General features: G+C 70.8%; 21 protein-coding genes. 6 read left to right on the forward strand and 15 right to left on the reverse strand.

Features of this window, described 5'->3' with window-relative positions:
• Window positions 1-108: 108 nt before the first annotated feature.
• From ACFU5K_RS16220 to ACFU5K_RS16235, 4 genes are read right to left on the reverse strand one after another with little or no spacing between them, the layout of a single operon-like run.
• Complete coding sequence (locus ACFU5K_RS16220; RefSeq protein ID WP_384061513.1) at window positions 109-2,235, reverse strand: CocE/NonD family hydrolase; 2,127 nt, start codon at window positions 2,233-2,235, stop codon at window positions 109-111.
• Window positions 2,236-2,239: 4 nt separating this feature from the next.
• Complete coding sequence (locus ACFU5K_RS16225) at window positions 2,240-2,539, reverse strand: putative quinol monooxygenase (protein ID WP_384061516.1); 300 nt, start codon at window positions 2,537-2,539, stop codon at window positions 2,240-2,242.
• Between the two features lie 43 nt (window positions 2,540-2,582).
• A complete protein-coding gene (locus ACFU5K_RS16230; protein WP_384061519.1) occupies window positions 2,583-3,065 on the reverse strand; it encodes a nuclear transport factor 2 family protein in 483 nt (160 codons plus the stop codon).
• Window positions 3,066-3,096: 31 nt separating this feature from the next.
• The gene (locus ACFU5K_RS16235; RefSeq protein ID WP_384061609.1) at window positions 3,097-4,041 is read right to left on the reverse strand and encodes a D-2-hydroxyacid dehydrogenase family protein; all 945 of its coding nucleotides are present in this window, start codon (window positions 4,039-4,041) and stop codon (window positions 3,097-3,099) included.
• Between the two features lie 522 nt (window positions 4,042-4,563).
• On the opposite strand from ACFU5K_RS16235, the gene ACFU5K_RS16240 reads away from it, so the two are divergent.
• On the forward strand, window positions 4,564-5,061 hold the full coding sequence (locus tag ACFU5K_RS16240; RefSeq protein WP_384061521.1) for a TetR/AcrR family transcriptional regulator: 498 nt from the start codon (window positions 4,564-4,566) through the stop codon (window positions 5,059-5,061).
• 589 nt (window positions 5,062-5,650) lie between these two features.
• Window positions 5,651-7,039, forward strand: coding sequence for a homogentisate 1,2-dioxygenase (locus ACFU5K_RS16245; RefSeq protein WP_384061523.1), 1,389 nt, complete (start codon window positions 5,651-5,653; stop codon window positions 7,037-7,039).
• 141 nt (window positions 7,040-7,180) lie between these two features.
• Here the strand turns inward: ACFU5K_RS16245 and ACFU5K_RS16250 are convergent, their stop codons facing one another.
• From ACFU5K_RS16250 to ACFU5K_RS16260, 3 genes are all read right to left on the reverse strand, one after another.
• Window positions 7,181-7,873, reverse strand: coding sequence for a response regulator (locus ACFU5K_RS16250; RefSeq protein ID WP_384061526.1), 693 nt, complete (start codon window positions 7,871-7,873; stop codon window positions 7,181-7,183).
• Window positions 7,870-9,096 carry a MacS family sensor histidine kinase gene (gene macS, locus ACFU5K_RS16255; RefSeq protein WP_384061529.1) on the reverse strand — a complete coding sequence of 409 codons (1,227 nt, stop codon included), beginning with the start codon at window positions 9,094-9,096 and terminating at the stop codon, window positions 7,870-7,872. The genes ACFU5K_RS16250 and macS overlap by 4 nt, the downstream gene beginning before the upstream one ends.
• An 83-nt stretch (window positions 9,097-9,179) precedes the next feature.
• Window positions 9,180-9,884 carry a lysophospholipid acyltransferase family protein gene (locus tag ACFU5K_RS16260; RefSeq protein ID WP_384061531.1) on the reverse strand — a complete coding sequence of 235 codons (705 nt, stop codon included), beginning with the start codon at window positions 9,882-9,884 and terminating at the stop codon, window positions 9,180-9,182.
• 223 nt (window positions 9,885-10,107) lie between these two features.
• Between ACFU5K_RS16260 and ACFU5K_RS16265 the strand changes: the two genes are divergently transcribed.
• On the forward strand, window positions 10,108-10,887 hold the full coding sequence (locus tag ACFU5K_RS16265; protein WP_384061534.1) for an alpha/beta hydrolase: 780 nt from the start codon (window positions 10,108-10,110) through the stop codon (window positions 10,885-10,887).
• Window positions 10,880-11,545: a hypothetical protein gene (locus tag ACFU5K_RS16270; RefSeq protein ID WP_384061537.1), complete on the forward strand. Its 666-nt coding sequence runs from the start codon at window positions 10,880-10,882 to the stop codon at window positions 11,543-11,545. Before ACFU5K_RS16265 ends, ACFU5K_RS16270 begins: the two co-directional genes overlap by 8 nt.
• 71 nt (window positions 11,546-11,616) lie before the next feature.
• Here ACFU5K_RS16270 and ACFU5K_RS16275 read toward each other — a convergent pair whose 3' ends face one another.
• The 6 genes from ACFU5K_RS16275 to ACFU5K_RS16300 all read right to left on the reverse strand — a co-directional run bounded on the left by ACFU5K_RS16275 (window position 11,617) and on the right by ACFU5K_RS16300 (window position 16,608).
• On the reverse strand, window positions 11,617-12,378 hold the full coding sequence (locus ACFU5K_RS16275) for an endonuclease/exonuclease/phosphatase family protein (RefSeq protein WP_384061539.1): 762 nt from the start codon (window positions 12,376-12,378) through the stop codon (window positions 11,617-11,619).
• A gap of 75 nt (window positions 12,379-12,453) precedes the next feature.
• Window positions 12,454-13,395, reverse strand: a complete 942-nt coding sequence (locus ACFU5K_RS16280) for an ROK family glucokinase (RefSeq protein ID WP_384061541.1) — start codon at window positions 13,393-13,395, stop codon at window positions 12,454-12,456.
• A gap of 75 nt (window positions 13,396-13,470) precedes the next feature.
• Window positions 13,471-13,962 carry a DUF5304 domain-containing protein gene (locus tag ACFU5K_RS16285; RefSeq protein WP_384061544.1) on the reverse strand — a complete coding sequence of 164 codons (492 nt, stop codon included), beginning with the start codon at window positions 13,960-13,962 and terminating at the stop codon, window positions 13,471-13,473.
• 80 nt (window positions 13,963-14,042) lie between these two features.
• Window positions 14,043-15,224 carry an ArsA family ATPase gene (locus tag ACFU5K_RS16290; RefSeq protein ID WP_384061546.1) on the reverse strand — a complete coding sequence of 394 codons (1,182 nt, stop codon included), beginning with the start codon at window positions 15,222-15,224 and terminating at the stop codon, window positions 14,043-14,045.
• A gap of 4 nt (window positions 15,225-15,228) precedes the next feature.
• A complete protein-coding gene (locus ACFU5K_RS16295; protein ID WP_384061549.1) occupies window positions 15,229-15,678 on the reverse strand; it encodes an SRPBCC family protein in 450 nt (149 codons plus the stop codon).
• Between the two features lie 120 nt (window positions 15,679-15,798).
• Window positions 15,799-16,608 (reverse strand): metallophosphoesterase, encoded by an 810-nt coding sequence (locus ACFU5K_RS16300; protein WP_384061551.1) that lies wholly within the window; start codon window positions 16,606-16,608, stop codon window positions 15,799-15,801.
• 282 nt (window positions 16,609-16,890) lie between these two features.
• Here ACFU5K_RS16300 and ACFU5K_RS16305 point away from each other — a divergent pair, with 282 nt between their 5' ends.
• Window positions 16,891-18,687, forward strand: a complete 1,797-nt coding sequence (locus ACFU5K_RS16305) for an AMP-dependent synthetase/ligase (protein ID WP_384061553.1) — start codon at window positions 16,891-16,893, stop codon at window positions 18,685-18,687.
• A gap of 64 nt (window positions 18,688-18,751) precedes the next feature.
• Here the strand turns inward: ACFU5K_RS16305 and ACFU5K_RS16310 are convergent, their stop codons facing one another.
• Window positions 18,752-19,894, reverse strand: coding sequence for a glycosyltransferase family 4 protein (locus tag ACFU5K_RS16310; RefSeq protein ID WP_384061555.1), 1,143 nt, complete (start codon window positions 19,892-19,894; stop codon window positions 18,752-18,754).
• A 77-nt stretch (window positions 19,895-19,971) separates the two neighbouring features.
• On the opposite strand from ACFU5K_RS16310, the gene ACFU5K_RS16315 reads away from it, so the two are divergent.
• Window positions 19,972-21,240 (forward strand): glycosyltransferase 87 family protein, encoded by a 1,269-nt coding sequence (locus ACFU5K_RS16315; protein WP_384061558.1) that lies wholly within the window; start codon window positions 19,972-19,974, stop codon window positions 21,238-21,240.
• Here ACFU5K_RS16315 and ACFU5K_RS16320 read toward each other — a convergent pair.
• Window positions 21,197-22,450 carry a hypothetical protein gene (locus ACFU5K_RS16320; protein WP_384061560.1) on the reverse strand — a complete coding sequence of 418 codons (1,254 nt, stop codon included), beginning with the start codon at window positions 22,448-22,450 and terminating at the stop codon, window positions 21,197-21,199. The genes ACFU5K_RS16315 and ACFU5K_RS16320 overlap by 44 nt on opposite strands.
• Between the last annotated feature and the right edge of the window lie 9 nt (window positions 22,451-22,459).

A 22,459-nucleotide genomic window follows, 5' to 3' on the forward strand; every position in this document is an offset into this window, starting at 1 on the left:
CGAGGAGGCTCCGGGGCCGCCCCGCACGGCGGTCCCGTCCCCCGGTGGCGGAGGGCGCCGCACGGGAAGCGACCGTCCGCCACATGGGATGTGGTTCTGCGTACCGGCTCAGTCGGCCTGTCGGGAGATCACCGGCAGGGTGAGCGAGCTTGCGAGCGGACCCCCCGTGAAGACGCGGTTGACCGCGTCACGGTGGTAGGACTCGTCGTAGGCCCGGGCCCACGCCGAGGTTGCTCCCTTCCTGTCCGCGGGAGAGATCTCGATGCGCAGCCGGCGCCCCGCGGCGATCCGCCCGGTGGCGGGCAGCAGCTCCACCTCGGCCTTCACGACATCGCCAGGGGACAGCGGCTGGGCGTCCTCGCGCCGGTGCGTGTGGTACGGACGCACCTCGGTGCTGAGCTCGGGGTCGAGCGCTCTGCGCGACACCTTCAGGCAGCCCCAGGTCAGCGGAGCGACGGGGTTGGGTTCGTGCGTCCCGAAGGGGACCTCCCGGTCGCCGTCCATGACGCGCACCGATACATAGAGGTCCGCGTCGGACGACGTGGAGGCCACCCACACGGTCGCCCTGAAGTGGCCCGCGAGCTCGACGTCCGTGTCGAAGGGGGCTGTGTCGAACACGGCCATCGGCAGATCCGGCTCGGACGCACGGACATCGGCGGAGTACTCGGCGACAGCGATGTGCGCGGACGGCTCGGCGGTGACTCCGCCGACACCCCCGTCGGCACCGGCGTCGAGGAAGAGCTTCCGGTACTCCGTGCCGGGGACGGGCCAGTCAGCCGCGTCCCGCCACTCGGACCCTCCGTCGCCGGTGCGCATGACCATGCGTACCGGCGAGGGAGCGCGGTCCGGCTCCACATCCTTGAGGTGCCGGTCGAAGAACGCCTCGATGTCGGGCCGGCTGTCCAGGTACATGTGGTGCGAGTACTCGGCGTCCCACACGAGAAGCCGCTTCTCGGGGGACTTCAGCTGAGCGATCGCCTCGAAGCCGGCCCTGCCGTGGATCTGCGCGGTCTGGCTGACCGCCGTGAGCACCGGTATGTCGATACTGGAGAAATCAGCCGACTGGAGCCCGGCACCGCGGTAGTAGTCGTCGTCCCACGGATGACCGGCCAGCCCTCCGACAAAGTCGACGGTGTCGGACTCGGGGTTCTTCGCACCGCCCACCATCTCGGTGAACCACCACGTGCGGTAGTCGTTCAGGAAGATGCCGCCCGTGTACGCCAGGTCCCTGTAGGCGTCCGAGTCCGAGGCGAGCGGGGCGATGGCCTTGAGCGACGGGGGACGCAAGGACGCCACGTTCCACTGGATGGTCGCGTTGTACGAGCCTCCGTACAGGCCGACCTTGCCGTCACTCCACGGCTGCTGTGCGGCCCACTCGATGGCGTCGTAGTAGTCGAGGGACTCCCGCACCGAGAAGGGGTCCACCGTGCCGGGCGTTCTGCCCACGCCCCGGCTGTCCACCCGCACGACGACGTACCCGCGCGGCACCCACGTGCTGGAGTTGGCGCTGACGGCGGTTTCCGAGTGACGGAAATAGGCGAAGATCCCGTCCCTGCTCTCCTCGTGCCACGCGGCTTCCCGCTCCTCGCTCGCCTGATGGTCCGCGTCGCTGAGGATGGAACCCACCCGGAACGCCCGTCCGTAGACCGACTGCCGGAGCAGGGTCGGGTAGTTGCCCGCCTCGATGGGCCGGAACACGTCAGCGAGGAGGTAGCTTCCGTCTCGCGTGGGAATGCGTACGTCACGGAGCACCTTGATGCCCGTGAGAGCGCGCCGCAGGTGGTTCCGGGCCTCGGCGGCTCCCCGGAAGCGGAGCCCGGTCTCGCTGAAGACCGCGCGGACGGAGTCCGTCTGCGCGAAGGACTCGACGTCACGGACGAAGGAGATGCCTTCCGCCTGCGCGTCGACGACATCACGGATGTACTTGTCGATCAGCACCCCGTCGCGGAGGTCGGTCTGCCGCCCCAGGCTCTGGACGAATCGCGAGCGGTTGACCGTGTCCGGGCGGGTGACATCGGGAGTGCGTGCGGGGTCACCGTCGTGGAGACTGCCCAGCGTCAGGTGCGTGGCCGCGGCCGCGCTCCCGATGACGAGGCCGCCGATGGAGAAGGTCACCGTCTCGCCGGGCAGGTAGAGGAAGGTGCCCGCATCGTCGGTGACACCTTCCCGGGAAGGCGTGCGATATCCCAGGCCCACGAAAGGCCCGTCCAGGAAGGTCCCGGCCAGCGGCTTCATCTGCTCAGAACCCCTCGATGACCGTGGCGGCGTGGAACGTGTCCGGCGTCCCGGTGAAGAGGGGACCCAGCGCGCCGACGAACCCTGCGAACTCCTCGGTCTTCGTGAACTCGAGGTGGTGGTCGACGGACTCCCACTGGAGGAGGAGCACGAACGTCCGCTCCGCGTCGACGGCTCGGAGCAGCTTCACGTCGAGACAGCCGTCGGTCGCCCGGAGAAGCGGAATGTGTGAGCGCACTATGGATTCGAATTCATCCTCGGTGGCCTCGGCGACCGTGATCCGTGCGACTTCCCAGACAGCCATCTTCGTTCCTTTCGCGGAGAGATCTCGTTCGGCCTGCGGCGGGCTACTTGGCCGGCGGAACGGCCATGGGGAGGTTGTGCCTCACGCGGTGCGAGGTGAGCGCCCAGCGCCCATCGATCTTGCGCAGCACCGACGCGTAGTGACCGGCCATGCTGAGCGCCAGCGCACCCTGCAGCATGACCGACCCGACCGGCCAGTTCTGCCCGGCCGTGCCTTCGACGTTGGACTCGACCGTCAGGAACTGGGCGTCCATCCGCGCCTCGTCCCCGTCGATGTCCACGATGTGGTCAGTGGTGAAGTACTGGTTGCCGCGCGTGGCGGGCAGCGTGCCGCTCTCCATCAGCGCCTGGATCTTGTCGGGGCCGGTCACCGTCACACGGGTCGCGTAAGCCTCCCGGCCGGAACGGCTCTGAATCTCGAACGCGCCCTCAGGTGCGAACAGCGCCGCGACGGCCTTGGCGTCACGCTCTTCGAGCGCGCGGACGTATCGTGCGAGGACTTCGATGATTTCCAGACGGTCGCTCATGAGTACTGCCTCTCCCTGAGACTTTGACGGACTACTTGACGATCCGGATCGGCTCACCGGCGACGAACGCGGCGATGTCCTCGACGGCCTCTTCGTAGAAGACCTTGTAATTGCCCTCGGTCACGTAGCCGATGTGCGGCGTGATGGTGGCGTTGTCCAGCTCACGCAGCGGGTGCGGCACCGGGAGCGGCTCGGTCTCGAACACGTCGAGAGCCGCTCCGCCGATCGCGCCTTCGCGCAGCGCCCGGACCAGTGCGTCCTCGTCGATGATGGGGCCGCGCGAGGTGTTGACCAGGACTGCCGTGCGCTTCATCAGCGACAGCTCGTCCGCGCCCACCAGGTGGTGCGTGCGATCGCTGAGGACCAGGTGCACGGACACCGCGTCGGAACGAGTGAAGAGTTCTTCCTTGCTCACCGCGGTCACGCCGTGCGGCGCCGCCTTCTCGGCCGTGAGGTTCTGGCTCCAGGCGATGGTCTCCATCCCGAACGCCTGGGCCACCTTTGCCACACGGCCTCCGATCCGGCCCAGGCCCAGCAGACCGAGCGTCTTGCCTTCCAGAATCGTGCCGACGCTCCCCTGCCAGCCGCCCTCGCGAACCAGCCGGCTCTCGGACGGCAGGTTCCTGGCCGCGGCGAGAAGCAGCGCCCAGGTGAGTTCGCAGGTGGCGCCGACATCGGGGTATCCCGTACCGCAGACGACGACACCCTGGGCGTTCGCCGCCTGTACGTCGATCGCGGCGTTCGCCGGAGCGGTGGTGACGAGCAGCTTGAGACGTTCGAGACGGCGCAACACGTCGGCGGGGAACCTCGTACGTTCCCGCATGGCCACCACTACATCGAAGTCGGCCAGTTGGGATACGGCCGCATCCGCATCGGGAAAAGCGTGGTGGAAGAACTCTGTGTATGCATTCAGAGATTCCCAGTCGGCATAGCTCCTTGCCACATGCTGATAGTCATCCAGAACGGCAATGCGCAGAGTACTCAAAGGGGCCCCTTGAATGATGCGCGGCCGAAGAATCCCTCGACCGCCGTCGTTCCGGGGCGCCCACGAAGCAAGACGACGCCGATCCGCACTCGACGCCCCGGACTTGCTGATATTGGTCTATCAACAAAAACTTGTCGAAGCAAGTGATAGGCCACTATCGTCTACGTGGTGAGACGCCGGGGCGCCGGTGGCCGACAAGGGGGGACGGGCGACGGAACACCGCGCGCGTAACGGCATGGCGCACCAGGAAGAGGCCCGGTGCGGGTCGAGGGGCGACCAGCAGCGCCCCGGGACATCCGGCGAGCGGAGCCCGGGTGCGGTGTGACGGCCCATCGGAGAGCGACGGCAGCGCCATATGGGGCATCTGATAGCGTCTCGCGCATGCCCGGGGAAGCGGAGAGGCCGGAAGGCGGCGACACGAATCGGTCGAAGTCGCGACGCGACGCCGAGCGGAACACCCGCCGCATCCTGCAGGCCGCAAGCGCGGCACTCCGTGACGACCCACAGGCGTCCATGACGGACATCGCCGAAGCCGCGGGGTTCGGGGTGGCGACGGTCTACCGCCGATTCCCGACGCGGCAGGACCTGCTGCAAGGGGTGATCTGGGAACTCTTCGCCGCGGACATGGCCCCGGCACTGGTCGTGGCCGCGAACGAGCCGGACCCGCGTGAAGGAGTCAGCATCGCCTTCGAGGCCGCCCTCAGCGCGGCCTGTCGCAGTGGGGGGCTCCTCCCGGAAATGACCCTGGACATCATCCAGTCGACTTTCGCGGATCCGGTCAGCCGGATCATCGAAGAGGGTCGGCGACAGGGCTTGTTCAGACAGGACCTCGACCCGGAGAAGGACACGCTGCGGCTCATCCTGATGCTCTTGGGCGTGGTGCCCACGCTGCGGCCGGAGAGCGACGGCTGGCGGCGGTACCTCAGGCTCGTCATGGACTCGTTGCTGCTCGACGCGGCAGATCCCCTCCCTCCTGCGGAAAGCATCACCGACCCCTTCCAGCGCCCGTAAGCGATCCAGGCCGGCCCGCCTTCGGCGGCTGCCCTCCGGTCGGCCGGCACGGGTCGGCACCTTCAGATCCCGGCACGCGGCCGGCCGGACCTCAGCCCGCCCCCGACCGACGGGGGCTCACGAACGGCCTGTTGACGCCCGCGAGTTCGCCGACCGGTCACCCCGGCGGGGGCGACGGCCGCCCGCGCCCGGTGCGCGTCACGACCACCAGCCCGCGTGCGGCGTCAAGGCCGGAGCCCGCCGATCAGCACAGGTGATGAGCGGTCACATCGCCGAGCCGCCCGGCGACACCCTTGAGACTGAAGCGCGGAACCGGAATGCACTTGGCCGGAGGATGACTCATTCCGATGCCTGGATCGCGCCTGAACCTGTGTAGGCAAGGCAGAACTACGTGCCGATAGGTGTCTATCACTTGTTGACTGTGAACGTTTGGTGATAGATCCTTATCAACAGCATCAGCTCGCCATGCACCGCCGAGGACCTGAACCGGCGGAGGCTACGGAATGGATTTTCTGCCGCGCGTTACCGATTGCTCCGGCAGGTAGCCCGGCTGTGGCGGACAAGTCCTCCTTGGAGAAAGGCCAGACGTATGACCACCAACCTCGAGCGGGAAGCGGCAGTACGCGAGCGTGCCCGAAAGCGAGCGGCTTCGCTGACGTACTCCACCGGTTTCGGCAACGAGCACAGCAGCGAGGCTCTGGCCGGGGCTCTGCCCGTGGGGCGCAACAGCCCTCACCTTCCCCCTCACGGTCTGTACACGGAACTGCTGTCCGAGACCGCGTTCACCGAGACCCGTCCGAACACCCGGCGTACCTGGATGTACCGCATCCGCCCGTCCGTCGTGCGTCCGCGCCAGGAGCGCATGGACAACGGGACGCTGCTGACCCCGCCCTTCGTGAACGCGCCCGTGGACCCGCACTCGCTGTACTGGAAGCCGCGGCCGGCTCCCGCCCAGGGGACCGACTTCGTCGCAGGTCTGTGGACGCTGGCGGGCAACGGAGACCCCCGGACGCGCAGCGGCATGGCGGTGCACCTCTACACGGCCGACGTGTCGATGACGGACCGGGTGTTCAGCACCTCCGACGGCCAGCTGCTCATCGTGCCCGAGCAGGGTGGTCTGCTCATCCACACCGAACTCGGCCTGCTGGGTGTGGAGCCCGGCCACATCGCCCTGATCCCCCGCGGAATGAAGTTCCGGGTCGAGATCCTCGGCACGGCCGGGGACGAGACCGGCACCGGCTTCGTGCGCGGCTACGTGTTCGAGAACTTCGGTACGCCGTTCTCCCTTCCGGAGCTGGGCTTCGTCGGCCAGAGCGGAATGTCCAACCCGCGCGACTTCCTTGCTCCGGCCGCCGCCTACGACGACTCGGAAGAGCCGGTCGAGGTGATCACCAAGGTGTACGGGGATCTCTGGACGTCGACGTACGACCACTCGCCGCTCGACGTGGTCGCCTGGCACGGCAACAGCGTCCCGTACGTCTACAACCTCCGCGACTTCCAGGTCATGGCGTCGGTCAACTACGACCACCGTGACCCCTCGCTGCTGACGGCGCTGACGTCCACGACGTCCACGCCGGGTCTGAACAACATCGACTTCTGTGCCGTACCGCCCGAGTGGGTCGTCACGGACGCCTTCCGGCCGCCGTACTACCACCGCAACGTGAACGCCGAATTCGTCGGTGTGATCGAACAGGCCCAGCACGTGACCGCTGGTCTGGGTGGCGCCGCGGCCGACGACGGCTACGTGAACGGCATAGCGGGGATCGTCAACCCGATGAACCCGCACGGCCCGGGGGCGGATGCCTGGGAGGGCGCCACCAACGGCGGCCTCGATCCCATGATGACGGACGGGCTGCTGTTCGTGGTCGAGACCCAGTGGCCCCTGGTGGTCACCGAGCAGGCAGTCCAGACGATCGGGCAGACCTCGGACGAGACCTTGAGCGGCAACTCCACCCTGCAGAGCCAGTTCCGCTACTGACACCCCTGTGCGGCGCGCACGCGTCCCGCACTCACCCCGGCCCGGCCGGTTCCTGACACGGATACCCGATCAGCGAACCGGCCGGGCCGCAGGGCGTCGGGGCCGGCGGCCCGTGCCCCACCCCGGCGCGCTGTCGTCCCGTCACACGTCGTCGAGGCCGGCCTCGATCGCGTACCGCACGAGCTCCACCCGGTTGTGCAGCTGGAGCTTGCCCAGGGTGTTCTGGACATGGTTCTGCACCGTGCGGTGGGAGATGACCAGACGTTCGGCGATCTGTTTGTACGAGAGTCCCTTGGCGACCAGCCGCAGGACCTCCGTCTCGCGGTCGGTGAGCTGGGGGATCTTGGGGTCGTCGGCAGCGGCGGGGGCGGGGGCGGAGGCGAGCCTGCGGTATTCGCCGAGCACCAGTCCGGCGAGGCCCGGTGTGAAGACCGGGTCCCCCGCCGCGGTGGCCCGCACGGCGTCGGTCAGCTCCTGGGTGCTGGCCGACTTGAGCAGATAGCCGGTGGCCCCGGACTTCACCGCCTCCAGCACGTCGGCGTGCTCGCCGCTGGCGGACAGCACCAGGACGCGCAGCTCCGGGCGGGAGCCGACGAGCTCCTTGCAGACCTGGGCGCCGGGCACCCCCGGCAGGTTCAGGTCGAGCACCAGGACGTCGGGGTTCGCGGCCCCGGCCCGGCGCACGGCGCTCGGACCGTCGCCGGCGGTCGCGACCACCTCGAAACCGGACTCGGTCAGATCGCGGGCGACCGCGTCGCGCCACATCGGATGGTCGTCGACGACCATGACCTTGACGGGCCGCTCGCCGGACTCCTGTGTGTCGGTCGTGCTCATCGTGCCGATCCTGCCTTCCCCCGTGAGATCTTCGGAACCTTCAACTCGACCTCGGTGCCCTGGCCGGGTACCGAGATCAGCTCTGCTGTGCCGCCCAGATCACGCAGCCGTCCGCGGATGGACAGGGCGACGCCGAGCCGCCCCTCCCCCTCCGCCTGGTCGAGCCTGCCCTCCGGGATGCCCGGGCCGTCGTCCCGGACCGTGACGATCACCTCGCCCGGCTCGTCCTCGACCAGGATCCAGGCCTGGGCCCCGGGGCCGGCGTGGACCCTGACGTTGTCCAGGGCGGCGTTCACGGCGGCGGCGAGTTCGCGGGCCGCCCCGACGGGGAGCAGAACCGGGGCACCGGGTTCCGCGAAGGTGACCCTGGAACCCGCGTGCGGGGCGAGGAGTGCCCGCAGGTCGCTCTCGGTCGCCTCGGGCTCCGCGTCGTCGTCCGCCTCCACCCTGCGGACCACCGCTCCCTCGGCGCTGTCCTCGGAGACCCGGGTGGTGGGCACCAGGCCGCTGGAGACGAGCGTCCGCAGGGCGACCTCCTGCTCGCCGGCCATCCGGCCGAGCTCCGCCGCCTCACCGCCGATAGCCGCGCCGCGGCGCTGGACCATGGCCAGGACCTGCAGGACGCTGTCGTGGATGTCCCGGGCGAGCCGCTCACGCTCCCGGGTCGCGGCCTCGATCTCCAGGGCGCGGGCGAGGGTCCGCTCACTGGCGCGGGCGACCTCGACGACGTAGCCGATGGCGATGGAGGCGACCCACACGAGCAGCACGTTGTGGAACGTGTCCTCGCTGGGCTCGCCCCGCTGCACGATGTTGGCGGCGGCGACCAGGGTCGACGCGAAGGCCGCCCACCGCCAGCCGCCCTTGAGGGCGAAGGCGAGGACCGAACCGGCGGTCCAGATCGACGGCAGCGTCGGGCCGTCCATGTGCTGGGCGTCGGCGTCGGCCAGCGGGGTCAGCAGGATGCCGGTCAGCGCGACGACCAGGTCCAGGCCGAGGAAGCGCTTGGTGCAGCTCGCCGCGTTGGCCACCCTGGGGAGGGTGACGGCGGTCCAGAGGGCGAGGAACGCCAGGAAGGCGACGGCGACCCAGGGGCGCTCGTACTTCTCCCGGCCGAAGCCCGCGAGGAGCGCCGCGTAGACCAGCGTCAGCACGCGGTACGCGGTCAGCGCCCGCCACAGCGGCTGCTCGACCGACATCCGTACGACCCGTTCACGCCCGGCCATGTCCCCCATGTCCCCTCACCCGGTTCCAGCCCCACCCATGTTCCCCGCTGCGGACGGCCGGCGGTGCCCCGCCGGCCGGACCCTCACGCGCTCTTCTTCTTCGACTCCTCGGCGATCCGCCGCTTCGCCGCGGTCGCGTAGACGTCGACGTACTCCTGGCCGGACAGTTTCATGATCTCGTACATGACCTCGTCGGTCAGCGACCGGAGGATGAAGCGGTCGCCGTCCATGCCCTGGTAGCGCGTGAAGTCGAGGGGCTCACCGATCCTGATGCCGGGCCTCATCAGCTTGGGCACCACCTGGCCGGGCGGCTGGATCTTCTCCGTGTCGATCATCGCCACGGGGATGACGGGCGCACCGGTGGCGAGCGCCACCCTGGCGAGACCGCCCGGCTTGCCGCGGTAGAGCCGTCCGTCGGGTGACCGGGTCCCCTCCGGGTAGATGCCGAACAGGCCGCCGCTCTCGATGACCTGGATACCCGCCCTGATCGCCGCCTCACCGGCGCCGCGTCCGCCGGAGCGGTCGACGGGGAGCTGGCCCACGCCCTTGAAGAAGGCGGCGGTGAGCTTGCCCTTCACACCGGGGGCGGTGAAGTACTCCGCCTTGGCGATGAAGGTCACCTTGCGGTCGAGCACGGCCGGCAGGAAGAAGGAGTCGGAGAACGACAGATGGTTACTCGCGAGGATCGCAGGTCCCTGTGCGGGGATGTTCTCGAGGCCCTCCACCCACGGCCTGAAGCCGAGCTTCAGGGATCCGCCGATGGCGAACTTCATCGCGCCGTAGATCAACTCCTGTACCTCCTGTGTGCCGTCGGGAGACCTTAACCCGTGGGGCTTCCTGTGCCCCGTCCCGGACGGGAGCGGTGCACCTCACAGCAGCTCCGCGGACGTCCGGCGTCCGGGACGATCGCACGGTGACGGCCCTGGTCGGTGTCGGTCCGGTCGCGTACGGTGAAGTAATCCTTGTTGCACATCCCCCGCACCCCGCCCGCTTCACGAACAGGAGACCCCGGTGCCGGTCCTCCCTGGAGCCGAGCCGTTCCGCCACGAGGGCGGAGAGGTCGGCGTCCTCCTCTGTCACGGATTCACGGGCTCGCCGCAGTCGCTCCGCCCCTGGGCGGACCACCTGGCCGAGCGCGGACTGACCGTGTCGCTCCCCCTGCTGCCGGGACACGGCACGCGCTGGGAGGACATGGCGGTCACGGGCTGGCAGGACTGGTACGCGGAGGTCGACCGGGAGCTGCGGGCCCTGCGGGAGCGTTGCGGGCGCGTCTTCGTCTTCGGCCTGTCCATGGGCGGCGCCCTGGCACTGCGTCTCGCGGCGAAGCACGGCGACGAGATCGCGGGCCTGGTGCTGGTGAACCCGGCGAACAAGGTGCACGGCCTGTCGGCGTACGCCCTGCCGGTCGCCCGGCATCTGGTGCGTACGACGAAGGGGCTGACCAGCGACATCGCGCTGGAGGGCTCCGAGGAGGTCGGCTACGACCGGGTGCCGCTGCACGCCGCGCACTCGGTGCGGGCGTTCTTCCGGCTGGTCGACGCCGACCTGCCCCAGGTCACCCAGCCGCTGATGCTGCTGCACAGTCCGCAGGACCACGTCGTGCCGCCCGCTGACTCGGCCCGGATCCTGAGCAGGGTGTCGTCCAGGGACGTCGAGGAGATCCTGCTGGAACAGAGCTACCACGTGGCGACGTTGGACCACGATGCGGAGCGGATCTTCGACGAGAGCTACCGGTTCATCGGCCGCCTCGCATCCGTCGCAGGCGAGAAGGGAAGCAGGTCCGGTGGCTGAGCACGACGCGGAGCGCGCGGGCAGTGACGAGGAGCGCGAACCGCGCCCCACGGAGGGGGCGGCCGTCCCCGAGGGTACGGAGGAGGCCCGGCCCCTCGACGAAGCCGCGGCCTGGGAGGCGATCGTCGCGGGTTACGGCGAGGAGCCGCCGGATCCGCCCGGGGCCAAGCCCTTCAAGTCGGTCGAGGATCTGGCCCTGCTGGACGAGGACCAGCTCAACGTCCTGGACGGCGGGCCCGGGGCCGGCGACGACGTGGACAAGGGCTCCGACGGGAAGGCCGCCGCCGGCCCCTCGGAGAAGATGCCGCTGGGCGGGTCCGTCGTCTTCGCCCCGGGTGTCGCGGGACCGCGTGACTACGAGGTGGCGGAGCCCCCCGGCGATCACGCCGACGATCCGGACGACAGCGAGGAGGGGCACTTCGTCCCTCCGGAGCCGCCGCCCCTGCCCGAGGCCGACGTGACCGCGAAGTTCGCCTGGCTCGCGGTGGTCGGCGGGCCGGTCCTGCTGCTGCTCGCCGTGCTGATGCAGTGGGAGATGACGTGGTGGCTGACCACGCTCTCCATCGGCGGTTTCCTGGGCGGCTTCGCCACCCTGGTGGCGCGCATGCCGCACGACGACGAGGAGGACGACGACCCGGGGCGCGGCGCGGTCGTCTGAGGCACGGCTCCCGCACCGGCGACCGGCCGGGTGGAGCGATGACGGCGCCCGGCGGCTTCCCGGCCCCGGGCTCAGCCGCCCGCGGGCACTCTGAGGGCGGCCAGTACGGGCAGATGGTCCGTGGCCGCCCGCAGGTCCGCGGCGGTGACACCGGGGAGATCCGAGGGCACGCCGCAGCCCAGCACCTCGATGCCGCCGGTCGCGAACACCGCGTCGATCCGCTTGCGCGGGGCGTCCGGCGGGAAGGTCAGCTCGCCACCCCACGGCCGTACGGCCCGGCAGTCCTGCAGCCGCCCGGCCAGCCGGCGGAACGTGGGCCCCTCCGGTACGTCGTTGAGGTCGCCGGCCACGATCGCGTGCGGGACCTCCATCGCGTCGATCCGGTCCAGGACCATGCCGGCCTGCGCTTGCCGCTCCTCGCTCCGCAGGCTCAGATGGCAGCTGACGACACCGAGCCGGGCCCCGGCGACGCGCACCACCGCGGTGGCCAGCCCGCGCCTGTGCTGCCCGGGGGCCAGGGGCAGCAGGACGTCCTCGGTGCGCTCCACCGTGGCGCGCAGTGAGCAGAACAGCATCGGCCCGGCCGCGGTGGCCCCGCCGCTGAGGATCACCAGGTCCGTCATGGCCGCGAGCCGGGCCGCGGCCTTGCGCCAGCGGAAGAAGCGCGGAGCCTCCTGGACGCACACCAGATCGGGGGCGCAGGCACGGATGACGCGGGCCAGGGCCTCGGTGTCGTCGCGCAGTGATCGGACGTTGTAGCTGAGCACCCGGATGACGGCCGAACCGTCCGGCTCGGTACGGGAGTCGGGCAGGGACGTGGGCATCGTGACCATGGGAGGCACCCTACGACGGACGCCCGCCGCTCCCCGGAGGGCGCGACGGGCGTCGGACATGCCGTGGTGGGCCGCTCAGCCCTGGCGTGCCAGGTCGGCCGCGCCCACCAGGCCTGCCCTGCCGCCCAGTTGGGCCGCGAGGACCTGCGCGTGCGGGCGCCACTCGCCGCCGATCAGCCAGCGCCGGAACGACTTGCGGATCGGGTCGAGGACCAGCTCGCCCTCGTCCGAGACGCCGCCGCCGACGATGAACGCCGACGGGTCGAACAGCGAGGCGAGGTCGGCCAGTCCGGCTCCGGCCCAGCGGGCCAGCTCACGGAACGAGTCGACGGCCACCGGGCAGCCCTGCCGGGCGGCCGCGCTGATGTGCTTGCCCTCGATGCCCTCGACGGAGCCGTCGCCGAGACCCAGCAGGATCTGGGCGTTCTCCGGGGTGGCGTTGGCGCGCTGCTTCGCGTAGCGCACGAGCGCACGCCCGGAGGCGTACTGCTCCCAGCAGCCCTGGCTGCCGCAGCCGCAGAGCAGCCCGTCCGGGACGACCCGGATGTGACCGAATTCCGCCGCCACGCCGAAGCGTCCGCGGCGCAGCTTGTTGCCCATGATGATGCCGCCGCCCAGACCGGTGCCGAGCGTGATGCAGATGACGTCGTCGTGTCCCTGGCCGGCGCCGAAGCGGTATTCGCCCCAGGCCGCCGCGTTGGCGTCGTTCTCGACGACGACGGGCAGGCCGACGCGCTGCTCGACCTTGTCCTTGAGCGGCTCGTGACGCCAGTTGATGTTCGGGGCGAACAGCACGGTGGCGCGCTTGTCGTCCACGTATCCGGCCGCGCCGATGCCGACGGCCTCGACGTCGTGACCCTCGCTCGCCCCGGACACCGCGGCGCTGATCGCGTCCACGATGCCTTCGGCCGTCGGGGGGGTCGATACCTTGAACGTCGAGAGGATCCGGCCCTCTTCGTCGACCACTCCAGCCGCGATCTTCGTGCCGCCGATATCGACGCCGATGGTGAGTCCCATGAATCCCTCAGTTTCGGTCGAGCCCCGCTACGGCCAACCGTACCCGAGCCGGGGACGGGTATTTCCTGCCCAGGGTCAGTCCAGGTCGATCTGTTCGCTGCCGCCGGTGCCCTCGTCGCGCGGGTCGGAGGAGTCCTCGGACGCCTTCTTCGACGGGCCGGGGGTGCTTCCGGTGCCGCCCGACGTGCCGCCGGCCCCTTCGGTGCCCTTGGTCCAGCGGCCTTCCTGGCCCTCGACCGCGGAACGGTAGGCGGCCATGAGTTCACTACCGGCCGCCGCGAGGTGGTCGAAAAGTTCCGGGTTGCGCTCGATGACGGGCTCGACCGCGGACTTGGCCTGCCGGATCACCTGCTGGACGGTGCCCTGGGCGGCCATGGTGAACAGCGGCGACTGGAGCGAGGAGACCTTGTCGGCCACCGCGTCCATCAGCTTGCGGAGCTCCTCGGCGGCGGAGCCGGGCTGTTGTCCGTACTGTGCGCGGCGACGGGCCTTCTCCGCTTCGAAGTCCTCGGCGCAGGCCTCCGCCCACGCGTCGTCGTCGATGGGACGATCGGTGCCTTCACTCATGGCGGACTCCTGCGACGCGGTTGCCTTCGTGACCGTGCGGGCCACGTACTACCGACGGTACCCGAACGGTGGTATTCCGTTCATCGTGTGCGCGGCCAGAGGCCGGGGTCCGGCGTGAACCGGACACGCAGGACGCCGTCGGTCAGTGCCGCCCCCGAGACGGTGCAGCGGCGCAGCGCGGACGCCAGGCCGACGATCCGGTGGAACGGGCCTGCGGTGAGGAGGAGTTCGTCGCCGCGGCGGACGAGCTTGAGGTCCTCCTTGACGGCTCCGGGCAGCGGCAGGCACCACGAGATGACCCCGTCGTCGGCGCTCTCCGTCCACCAGGGGTCCCCGGCGTGTCCCGGCGTCCGGTCGTCCGGTGCGCAGGCCCCCGCGAGGACGGCCAGGTCGTCGACGGTGCGTGGCTCGTGGCCGAGGTGGGCCGTCTCGCGCACGGGCGTCGCGGGTTCCCACTCCTGCTGCCAGTGGTCCAGGCACTTCTCCTGGAGCGCGGCGAGACCGGCGAACCAGGGGTCGCTGGAGTGGCGGGGCAGGACCCGCGTGGCCACGAGCGCGTCGACGCGCAGGCCGTGCAGCGCAAGTCCGGTACGGGCGGTGCGCAGCGCTTTCGCGGCGGCCTCCCCGGGTTCCGCGACGAGGCGTACGGTGGTCGCCTCATCCTCGAACAGGGCCTGTACGGCGGCCAGTTCGGCGTCCTTGCGAGCGGCGGCCTCGTACAGCCACTGCGCGGGCATGGGGACCCCGGCGAGCTGGGCAAGCACCGGACGCAGGGCGCGGGCGGCCTGGCGTTCTCTGGGCAGGAGGCGGCGCAGGTAGCGGCGGAGCTGCCCGGGCAGGGCGAGCAGGGCGAGGGCCTCGGTCAGCGGGGGCAGGTCGACGACGAGTACGTCGTAGCCATGTTCCGCCCAGTCCCCCTCGGCGGCCCGGCGCAGGGTGTGCAGGAGGGCGAGCTGCGCGCTGCCCGGCAGTTCGGTGAGCTCCTCGCCGTCGAGCCGGTTGGCCCCGAGCAGGTCGAGGACTCCGGACGCGCGCTCCTGGATGTCGAGGAGCTCGGCGCGGAAGTGGGCCGCCGAGTCGACGCGGACGCAGTCGAGCCGCTCGGCGGCCTCGGTGGGCGCGGCGCCCGCGGTCAGGGCGGGCACGTCGTCGGCGGACACGAGGAGTGTGCGACGGCCGTCGCGGGCCGAGGCCAGCGCGGTCGCCGCGGCGACGGTGGTACGGCCTGCGCCGCCGGGGCCGGTGACGAGGACCGTCCGCACGTGATCAGGCCTTGGAGACGGACTCGACGCGCTTCTTGAGCCCGGCGAGGGCGCGGTCGATGATGACCTTCTCGGCCTTGCGCTTGATCATGCCGAGGAGCGGGATCTTGACGTCGACGGCGAGCCGGTAGGTGACCTCGGTGCGGTCGCCGTCGCCGAGGGGCGCCAGCGCGTAGCTGCCGTCGAGCGCGCGCAGCATCTGGGACTTCACCAGGGTCCAGCCGACCTCGTACTCGCTGTTCCAGGTGTAGGCGAGGACGTGGTCGTCCTTGATCGCGCCGGCGTCGAGGACGAGCCGGACCTGTTCGGCGCGGCCCTGGTCGTCGACGGCCAGGATCTCGGCCTCCTTGACCTCTCCGGTCCATTCCGGATACCGGTCGAAGTCGGCGATCACTCCCATGACGTCGGCCGGTGCCGCCTCGATCGTGATGCTCGAGCTGGTGTGTTCAGCCATCGCCGTGGCCCTCCAGTGCGGTGTACCGGTCGCGTTCGGCAGAGGCCTGCCGTGTGCAGGCTATCGCGTGCGCACGGCCGCTCCGTCCGCGCCCCGGTCAGTGGCCGGTGCCCGTGTCGCTCACCATTCCAGGACCCAGGGACGGCCGGTCGAGGCGAAGTGGCCGACGTTGACGCACTCGGTGGCGCCGATCCTCATCCGCCGGACGAGCGGCTGGTGGACATGGCCGAAGAGGGCGTAGCGGGGGCGGGTCCGGTGGATGGCGTCCAGGAGGGCGCTGCTGCCGCGCTCGAAGCGCCGGGCCACGGTGTCGTACGTCAGCTCGGGGACCTCCGGCGGAACGTGCGAGCACAGGACGTCCACCGGTCCGAGAGCCTCGACCTTGGCGGCGTACTCCTCGTCGCTGATCTCGTACGGGGTGTTCATCGGGGTCTTCAGGCCGCCGCCGACGAAGCCGAAGACGAGACCGCCGATCTCGGCCCGTTCGCCGTCCAGCACGGTGGTACCGGATCCGGCGTATTCGGGCCAGAGCGTCGGGACGTCGACGTTGCCGTAGGTGGCGTAGGTCGGGGTGGGCAGGACGGCGAACATCTCGGCGTACTGCTTGCGTACGGCGGACAGGATCGCCTCGTTGCGGTCCCGCCCGGCCCACAGCTCGCGGCCGAAGGCGCGTGCCTCCTCGAAGCGGCGCGCGGTGCGCAGCTCGACGATGCGGTGCGCGTTCTCCGTGCCGAACAGGTCGGGGAAGATGCCGCGTGAGTGGTCGGCGTAGTCGAGGAAGAGGACCAGGTCACCGAGGCAGATCAGGGCGTCCGCGCCGTCTCCGGCGCGCGCCAGTGCTTCGATGTGGCCGTGGACGTCGCTGACGACGTGCACACGTGTCCGTCGAGTGGTGGTTGTGTGTCGGTTTCGGGGCGCGCCGGCTCGCATGGAGATCAGCCTAGGTCTCAGTCCGCCGCTCTGGGTAGAACCCGCCGGACCTGCGGTTACTTCCGGATCGGGACACGGGTGGACTAATGTGCGCCGAAGGACCCCCGATATGTGTGATGCATAAGACATCTGGCCGGAACCCCCTTTCCGGAATCGCCTACCGGTGGGTAACGTCCGGCCAGTCCAGTCGTGCTCACCCCCACTGAGCATCTGCCAGTCTTGGACCGCATCCGGTAAGTCGCACAGAGCCGTGGAACCGGAGCCCGATGAGGAGCAGCAGTTTTGCGCGAGTTCAGCCTTCCGGCGCTGTACGAGGTCCCTGCGGACGGCAACCTGACGGATCTCATCCGCCGCAACGCCGCTCAGCATCCCGACGTCGCGGTGATGAGCCGCAAGGTGGCCGGCGTCTGGACGGACGTCACCGCCACGCAGTTCCTCACTGAGGTCAAGGACACCGCCAAGGGCCTGATCGCGGCGGGTATCCGGCCCGGCGACCGGGTCGCGCTCATGTGCCGCACCCGCTTCGAGTGGGTCCTGCTCGACTTCGCCATCTGGAGCGCGGGCGCTGTCACCGTGCCGGTCTACGAGACGAGCTCCGCCGAACAGGTCCAGTGGATACTCGGCGACTCGGGCGCGGTCGCCGTCCTCGTGGAGAGCGACGCGCACGCGCGGTCCGTGGCCTCCGTGCGCGACCGGCTGCCCGCTCTGGAGCACGTCTGGGAGATCGAGCGGGGCGCGGTCGCCGAGCTCGCGGCGTCGGGCGCCTCCGTCTCCGAGGAGACCCTGGACCTGCGCATGGTCAGCGCCAAGGCCGACGACCCGGCGACGATCGTCTACACCTCGGGCACCACGGGCCGCCCGAAGGGCTGTGTGCTGACGCACCGCAGCTTCTTCGCCGAGTGCGGCAACATCGTGGAGCGGCTCAAGCCCCTCTTCCGTACCGGCGAGTGCTCCGTCCTGCTCTTCCTCCCCACCGCCCACGTCTTCGGCCGGCTGGTCGAGGTCGCCTCGGTGATGGCCCCGATCAAGCTCGGCTGCGTTCCGGACATCAAGAACCTCACCGATGAACTGGCCTCGTACCGGCCGACGCTCATCCTCGGGGTGCCCCGGGTCTTCGAGAAGGTCTACAACTCCGCGCGCGCCAAGGCCCAGGCCGACGGCAAGGGCAGGATCTTCGACCGTGCGGCCGACACGGCGATCGCGTACAGCCGCGCGCTGGGTACGCCGCACGGTCCGTCGATGGGTCTGAAGGTCAAGCACAAGGTCTTCGACAGGCTGGTGTTCAGCAAGCTCCGCGCCGTGCTCGGCGGCCGCGGCGAGTACGCGATCTCCGGCGGCGCGCCGCTGGGCGAGCGGCTCGGCCACTTCTTCCGCGGCATCGGCTTCACGGTGCTGGAGGGCTACGGTCTGACGGAGTCCTGTGCCGCGACGGCCTTCAACCCGTGGGACAGGCAGAAGATCGGGACGGTCGGCCAGCCGCTGCCCGGGTCGGTCGTACGGATCGCCGACGACGGCGAGGTCCTGCTGCACGGTGAGCACCTGTTCACGGGGTACTGGAAGAACGAGGCGGCGACGGCCGAGGCGCTGGCCGACGGCTGGTTCCACACGGGCGACATCGGGACGCTCGACGAGGACGGCTACCTCGCGATCACCGGCCGCAAGAAGGAGATCATCGTGACGGCGGGCGGCAAGAACGTCGCCCCCGCGGTGATCGAGGACCGCATCCGCGCACACGCGCTGGTCGCGGAGTGCATGGTGGTGGGCGACGGGCGGCCGTTCGTCGGCGCGCTGCTCACCCTCGACGAGGAGTTCCTCTCCCGCTGGGCCGAGGAGAACGGCAAGCCGGCCGGTTCGACGGCCGTGTCGCTGTGCGAGGACCCCGACCTGCTCGCGGAGGTGCAGCGCGCCGTGGACGACGGCAACGCGGCGGTCTCCAAAGCGGAGTCCGTGCGCAAGTTCCGTGTGCTGGCCGCACAGTTCACCGAGGAGGCGGGCCACATCACGCCGTCACTGAAGCTGAAGCGCAACGTCGTCGCGAAGGACTTCGCGGACGAGGTCGAGTCGATCTACCGCGGCTGACCCGCACGCCGTACGAGCAGGGGCCCCGCACCACGACCGGTGCGGGGCCCCTGCTCGTACGGCCTCAGAGCAGCGTCTTCAGCCTCTCGGCCAGCAGGTCCCAGCGCCACTTCTCCTCGACCCAGGCCCGGCCTCGCTCCCCCATGCGCCGGCGCAGTTCCGCGTCGCCGAGCAGGGTGACGATCCGATCGGCGGAGTCCTCCGGCGAGCCGCCCCGCACCACCCAGCCTGTCTCCCCGTCGAGCACGGCGTCCGGGGCACCGCCCGAGTCACCGGCCACCACGGGCAGCCCCGTCGCGGACGCCTCCAGGTAGACGATGCCGAGGCCTTCGACATCGAGTCCCCCGCGCCGTGTGCGGCAGGGCATGGCGAACACGTCACCGGCGCCGTAGTGCGCGGGCAGCTCCTCCCAGGGCACCGGGCCGGTGAACCGCACGGAGTCCTCGACGCCGGTCTCGGCGGCCAGCTTCCTGAGCTGCCCGGCGTACGGGCCGCCGCCGACGACGAGCAGGACGGCGTCCGGCACCTTCGCCAGGATCGCGGGCATTGCGAGGATGAGGGTGTCCTGGCCCTTTCGGGGCACGAGCCGTGACACGCACACGACGACGGGCCGGTCCGTGAGTCCGAGGCGGGCCCGGACCCGGTCGCCGCCCGAGGCCGGATGGAACGTCTTCTCGTCGACCCCCGGCGGAAGCTGCACCATGCGGCCCGCCGCGTCCGGCGTGAGCGCCGCGGCGATCCTGGAGCGTGTGTACTCGCCGAGATAGGTGATCGTGTCGGTGCCCTCGCCGATACGGCGCAGCAGCTGCCGGGAGGCCGGCAGCTGGGCCCAGCCCGCCTCGTGGCCGTGCGTGGTGGCCGTGATGCGGCGCGCTCCGGCCCTGCGCAGCGCGGGCGACATCAGCCCGAGGGGCGCGGCGGCACCGAACCACACGGATGAGCACTCGTGCTCACGCAGCAGCTGGACGGCCCGGCGTGTCACCCCGGGGGTGGGCAGCAGCATCGTCGTACGGTCGCGCACGACGGTGAAGGGCTGCTCGGCGTCGAAGGCGGCGGTCGCGGCGGCGCCCTCCTCGCCACGCTTCCAGGTGGAGGCGTAGACGACGAGACGGCCGGGATCCAGGCGCAGCGCCATGTTGTGCAGGAATGCCTGGATGCCGCCGGGGCGGGGTGGGAAGTCGTTCGTCACGATCAGGGTCTTGTCCATCGCCGCCGACAGTACCGGGCGGCCGGACGGCCCTGCCTGACGGCTCCCGCACGGTCGGGGCCTGCATCATGGCGGGCATGACGGTCAGGACAGGTACGAGTGGCCGGCTGGGCCGGGGACTGTCCCTCGCCGTGTGGGGCCTGACCCGGGCGGTGCTGCTGCTCTGTGTCTTCAAGGTGTTCACGGTGCCCGGCCCGGACGTCACGAGTGACGTCTCGGCGATCTACCGGGGCTGGTACGAGGTGTTCCGCGCCGGTTCGTATCCCCTGGACGACGTCACCTGGCAGTACCCGCCCGCTGCCGCACTGGCCGTGCTCTCGCCGGATCTGTTCCCCTTCCTTGACTACGCCTGCGCGTTCTTCGTACTCGTGCTGCTCTGCGACGCGCTGGTTCTCGGTCTGCTCCTGCGCGCCGCGGGCCGACCGGGTGGCGGGAGCGCCGGGGTGTGGCTGTGGGTGCTGGGGGTGCCGCTGCTGGGGCCCACCGTCTACGCACGCTACGACCTGATGGTGACGGCGGTGGCGGTGGCGGCGCTGCTGGCAGGCGTGCGCCACCCGCGGGCACTGGGCGCACTGGCCGCCTTCGGGACGCTGCTGAAGGTGTGGCCGGTGCTGCTGCTGGCGGGCACAGCCCCGGGGCGGGCGACACGGCGGTCCTGGTCCGCCGCGGCGGTGACGGCGGGCGTACTGCTCCTGGTGGCGGCCGTGGCACTGCCCGGGGCCTTCGTCTTCCTGACGTTCCAGCGGGACCGGGGCCTGGAGATCGAATCGCTCGGGGCGCTGTTCTTCCATGTCGCCCGGCAGTTCGGCTGGAGCGGCCGGGTGGAGCTGCGTTACGGGTCGATGGAGTTCGCGGGCCCGCAGGTCGCCCTGGTGAGCACCCTGGCCCTGGCGCTGAGCGTGTTCGCCTTCGGCTGGCTGCTGGTGTGGCGCCTGCGCGCGCGTACCTTCTCGGTGCACACCCCGGCGGACGCGGCCTTCACGGCGGTGCTGCTGTTCACCGTGACCAGCCGTGTCATCAGCCCCCAGTACATGGTGTGGCCGCTCGGGGTCGCCGCCGTGTGCCTGGTCTTCCGGGGCAGCCGGATGGGGCTGCCGGCCGGGCTCGTCCTGGTCGCCACCGGTGTCACGCTGCTGGAGTTCCCGCTCGGCTTCGCCCACGTGGTCGCCAGTGACGCCGAGGGCGTCGCCCTCATGGCCGTGCGCAACGGCCTCCTGGTCGTGGCGGCGCTCTGCGCCGGGCACCGGCTGTGGCGGGAGACCGTGCCGGGTGCCCGTCGGGGGCGCACCGCGGTGGGGCCCTTCAGCCCAGCCGGGCGCGAAGATACTCCCGCCAGCGCACCGTGAAGTCCTGGGGCGTCGTGCCGAGTACCGACTGCATGGCGTGCTCCACCGCCCCGTCCCGCCCCGAACGGCTGCCCACCGCCTTGTAGAAGGCGGTCAGCTCCTCCTCGCCCCAGTCCCGCGCGATCAGTTCGCAGGCCAGCCATGCGCCCTCGTACGCCCGGGCGAGCTTCGTGGCGTCCTCGTCGAAACCGAAGTCCTCGTCCACCGGGAGCAGCGCGGGCAGGTCACCTGCGCGGACCGCCTCGGCGAGTTCGGGGGCGATCTCGGGAGCGGTGCGGGTCTCGTGACGGTAGGCGGTCCAGTCGGCGAAACCCTCGGAGAGCCAGACGGGCGTGGCGGCGGACGTGTGGCCGCGGGTCGCGACGTGGGCGGTCTCGTGCGTGAGGACGACCCGCTGCCCGAAGTCGCCGAGCATGCCGTACGCCTCTGGATTGACGACCACCCGGTCCGCCGGGGACCGGCCGCGGCCGCCGACCTCGCCGGTGGTGACGGCCGCTATGCCCCGGTAGCTCGCCACCGGTGAGCCCAGGAGCCCCGCCATGTCCTCGACGGTCTCGGGGACGAGCACCACCACCCGCTGCGCCCAGGTCTCCGGCCACGCGTCGGCGACCGACGGGACGGCCGTGTCCGCGGTGTCCGCGATGCGCCGCAGCTCGGCGTCCCGGCGCCCGACCCCCAGGACGAGGCTGTGCGTGCCCCGTACGACCTGGACGTCGCCCTGTTCCCAGAGCTGTCCGGGACTGCCGTCCGATGCCCGGTCGGCGGCGATGTACCAGGTCCGGCCCGCACCGCGGCGGACCAGTTCCACCGTGCGGGAGGAGGACATGGGCGCCCTGTCGTATTCCTTGATCCGGTAGCGCAGCTCGACCTCGGCGGTGGCGCGGTCCCCGCCCTCGCCGGTGACGTCCTTCACCTCGTACGCCCACGACTCCAGGGGAACGTCGACGAGGTTGCGCAGTTCGGTTCGCTGGGCCGCCCGGAACGACGCGGCCCGCGGGTCGAGCCCGGCCAGGTAGGCGTCCGCGTCGTGGGCCATGACCGCGGCGGCGCGGCGGTCCAGGGCCGCGGAGACCTGCCGGCCGGTGGGGCCGGGCGGGCTCTCCCGGGGGGCGGCGCAGGCGGGCGCGAGCAGCAGGACGGCGAGCACGGCCCCTGCCGTGCCCCGTCCGCGGATACGTATCCGCCGCCCGCCCTGCGTCCGAACAGCCATCCTGCCGAT

Origin of the sequence: Streptomyces sp. NPDC057428, from assembly GCF_042803195.1 — a bacterium.
Classification (GTDB): domain Bacteria; phylum Actinomycetota; class Actinomycetes; order Streptomycetales; family Streptomycetaceae; genus Streptomyces.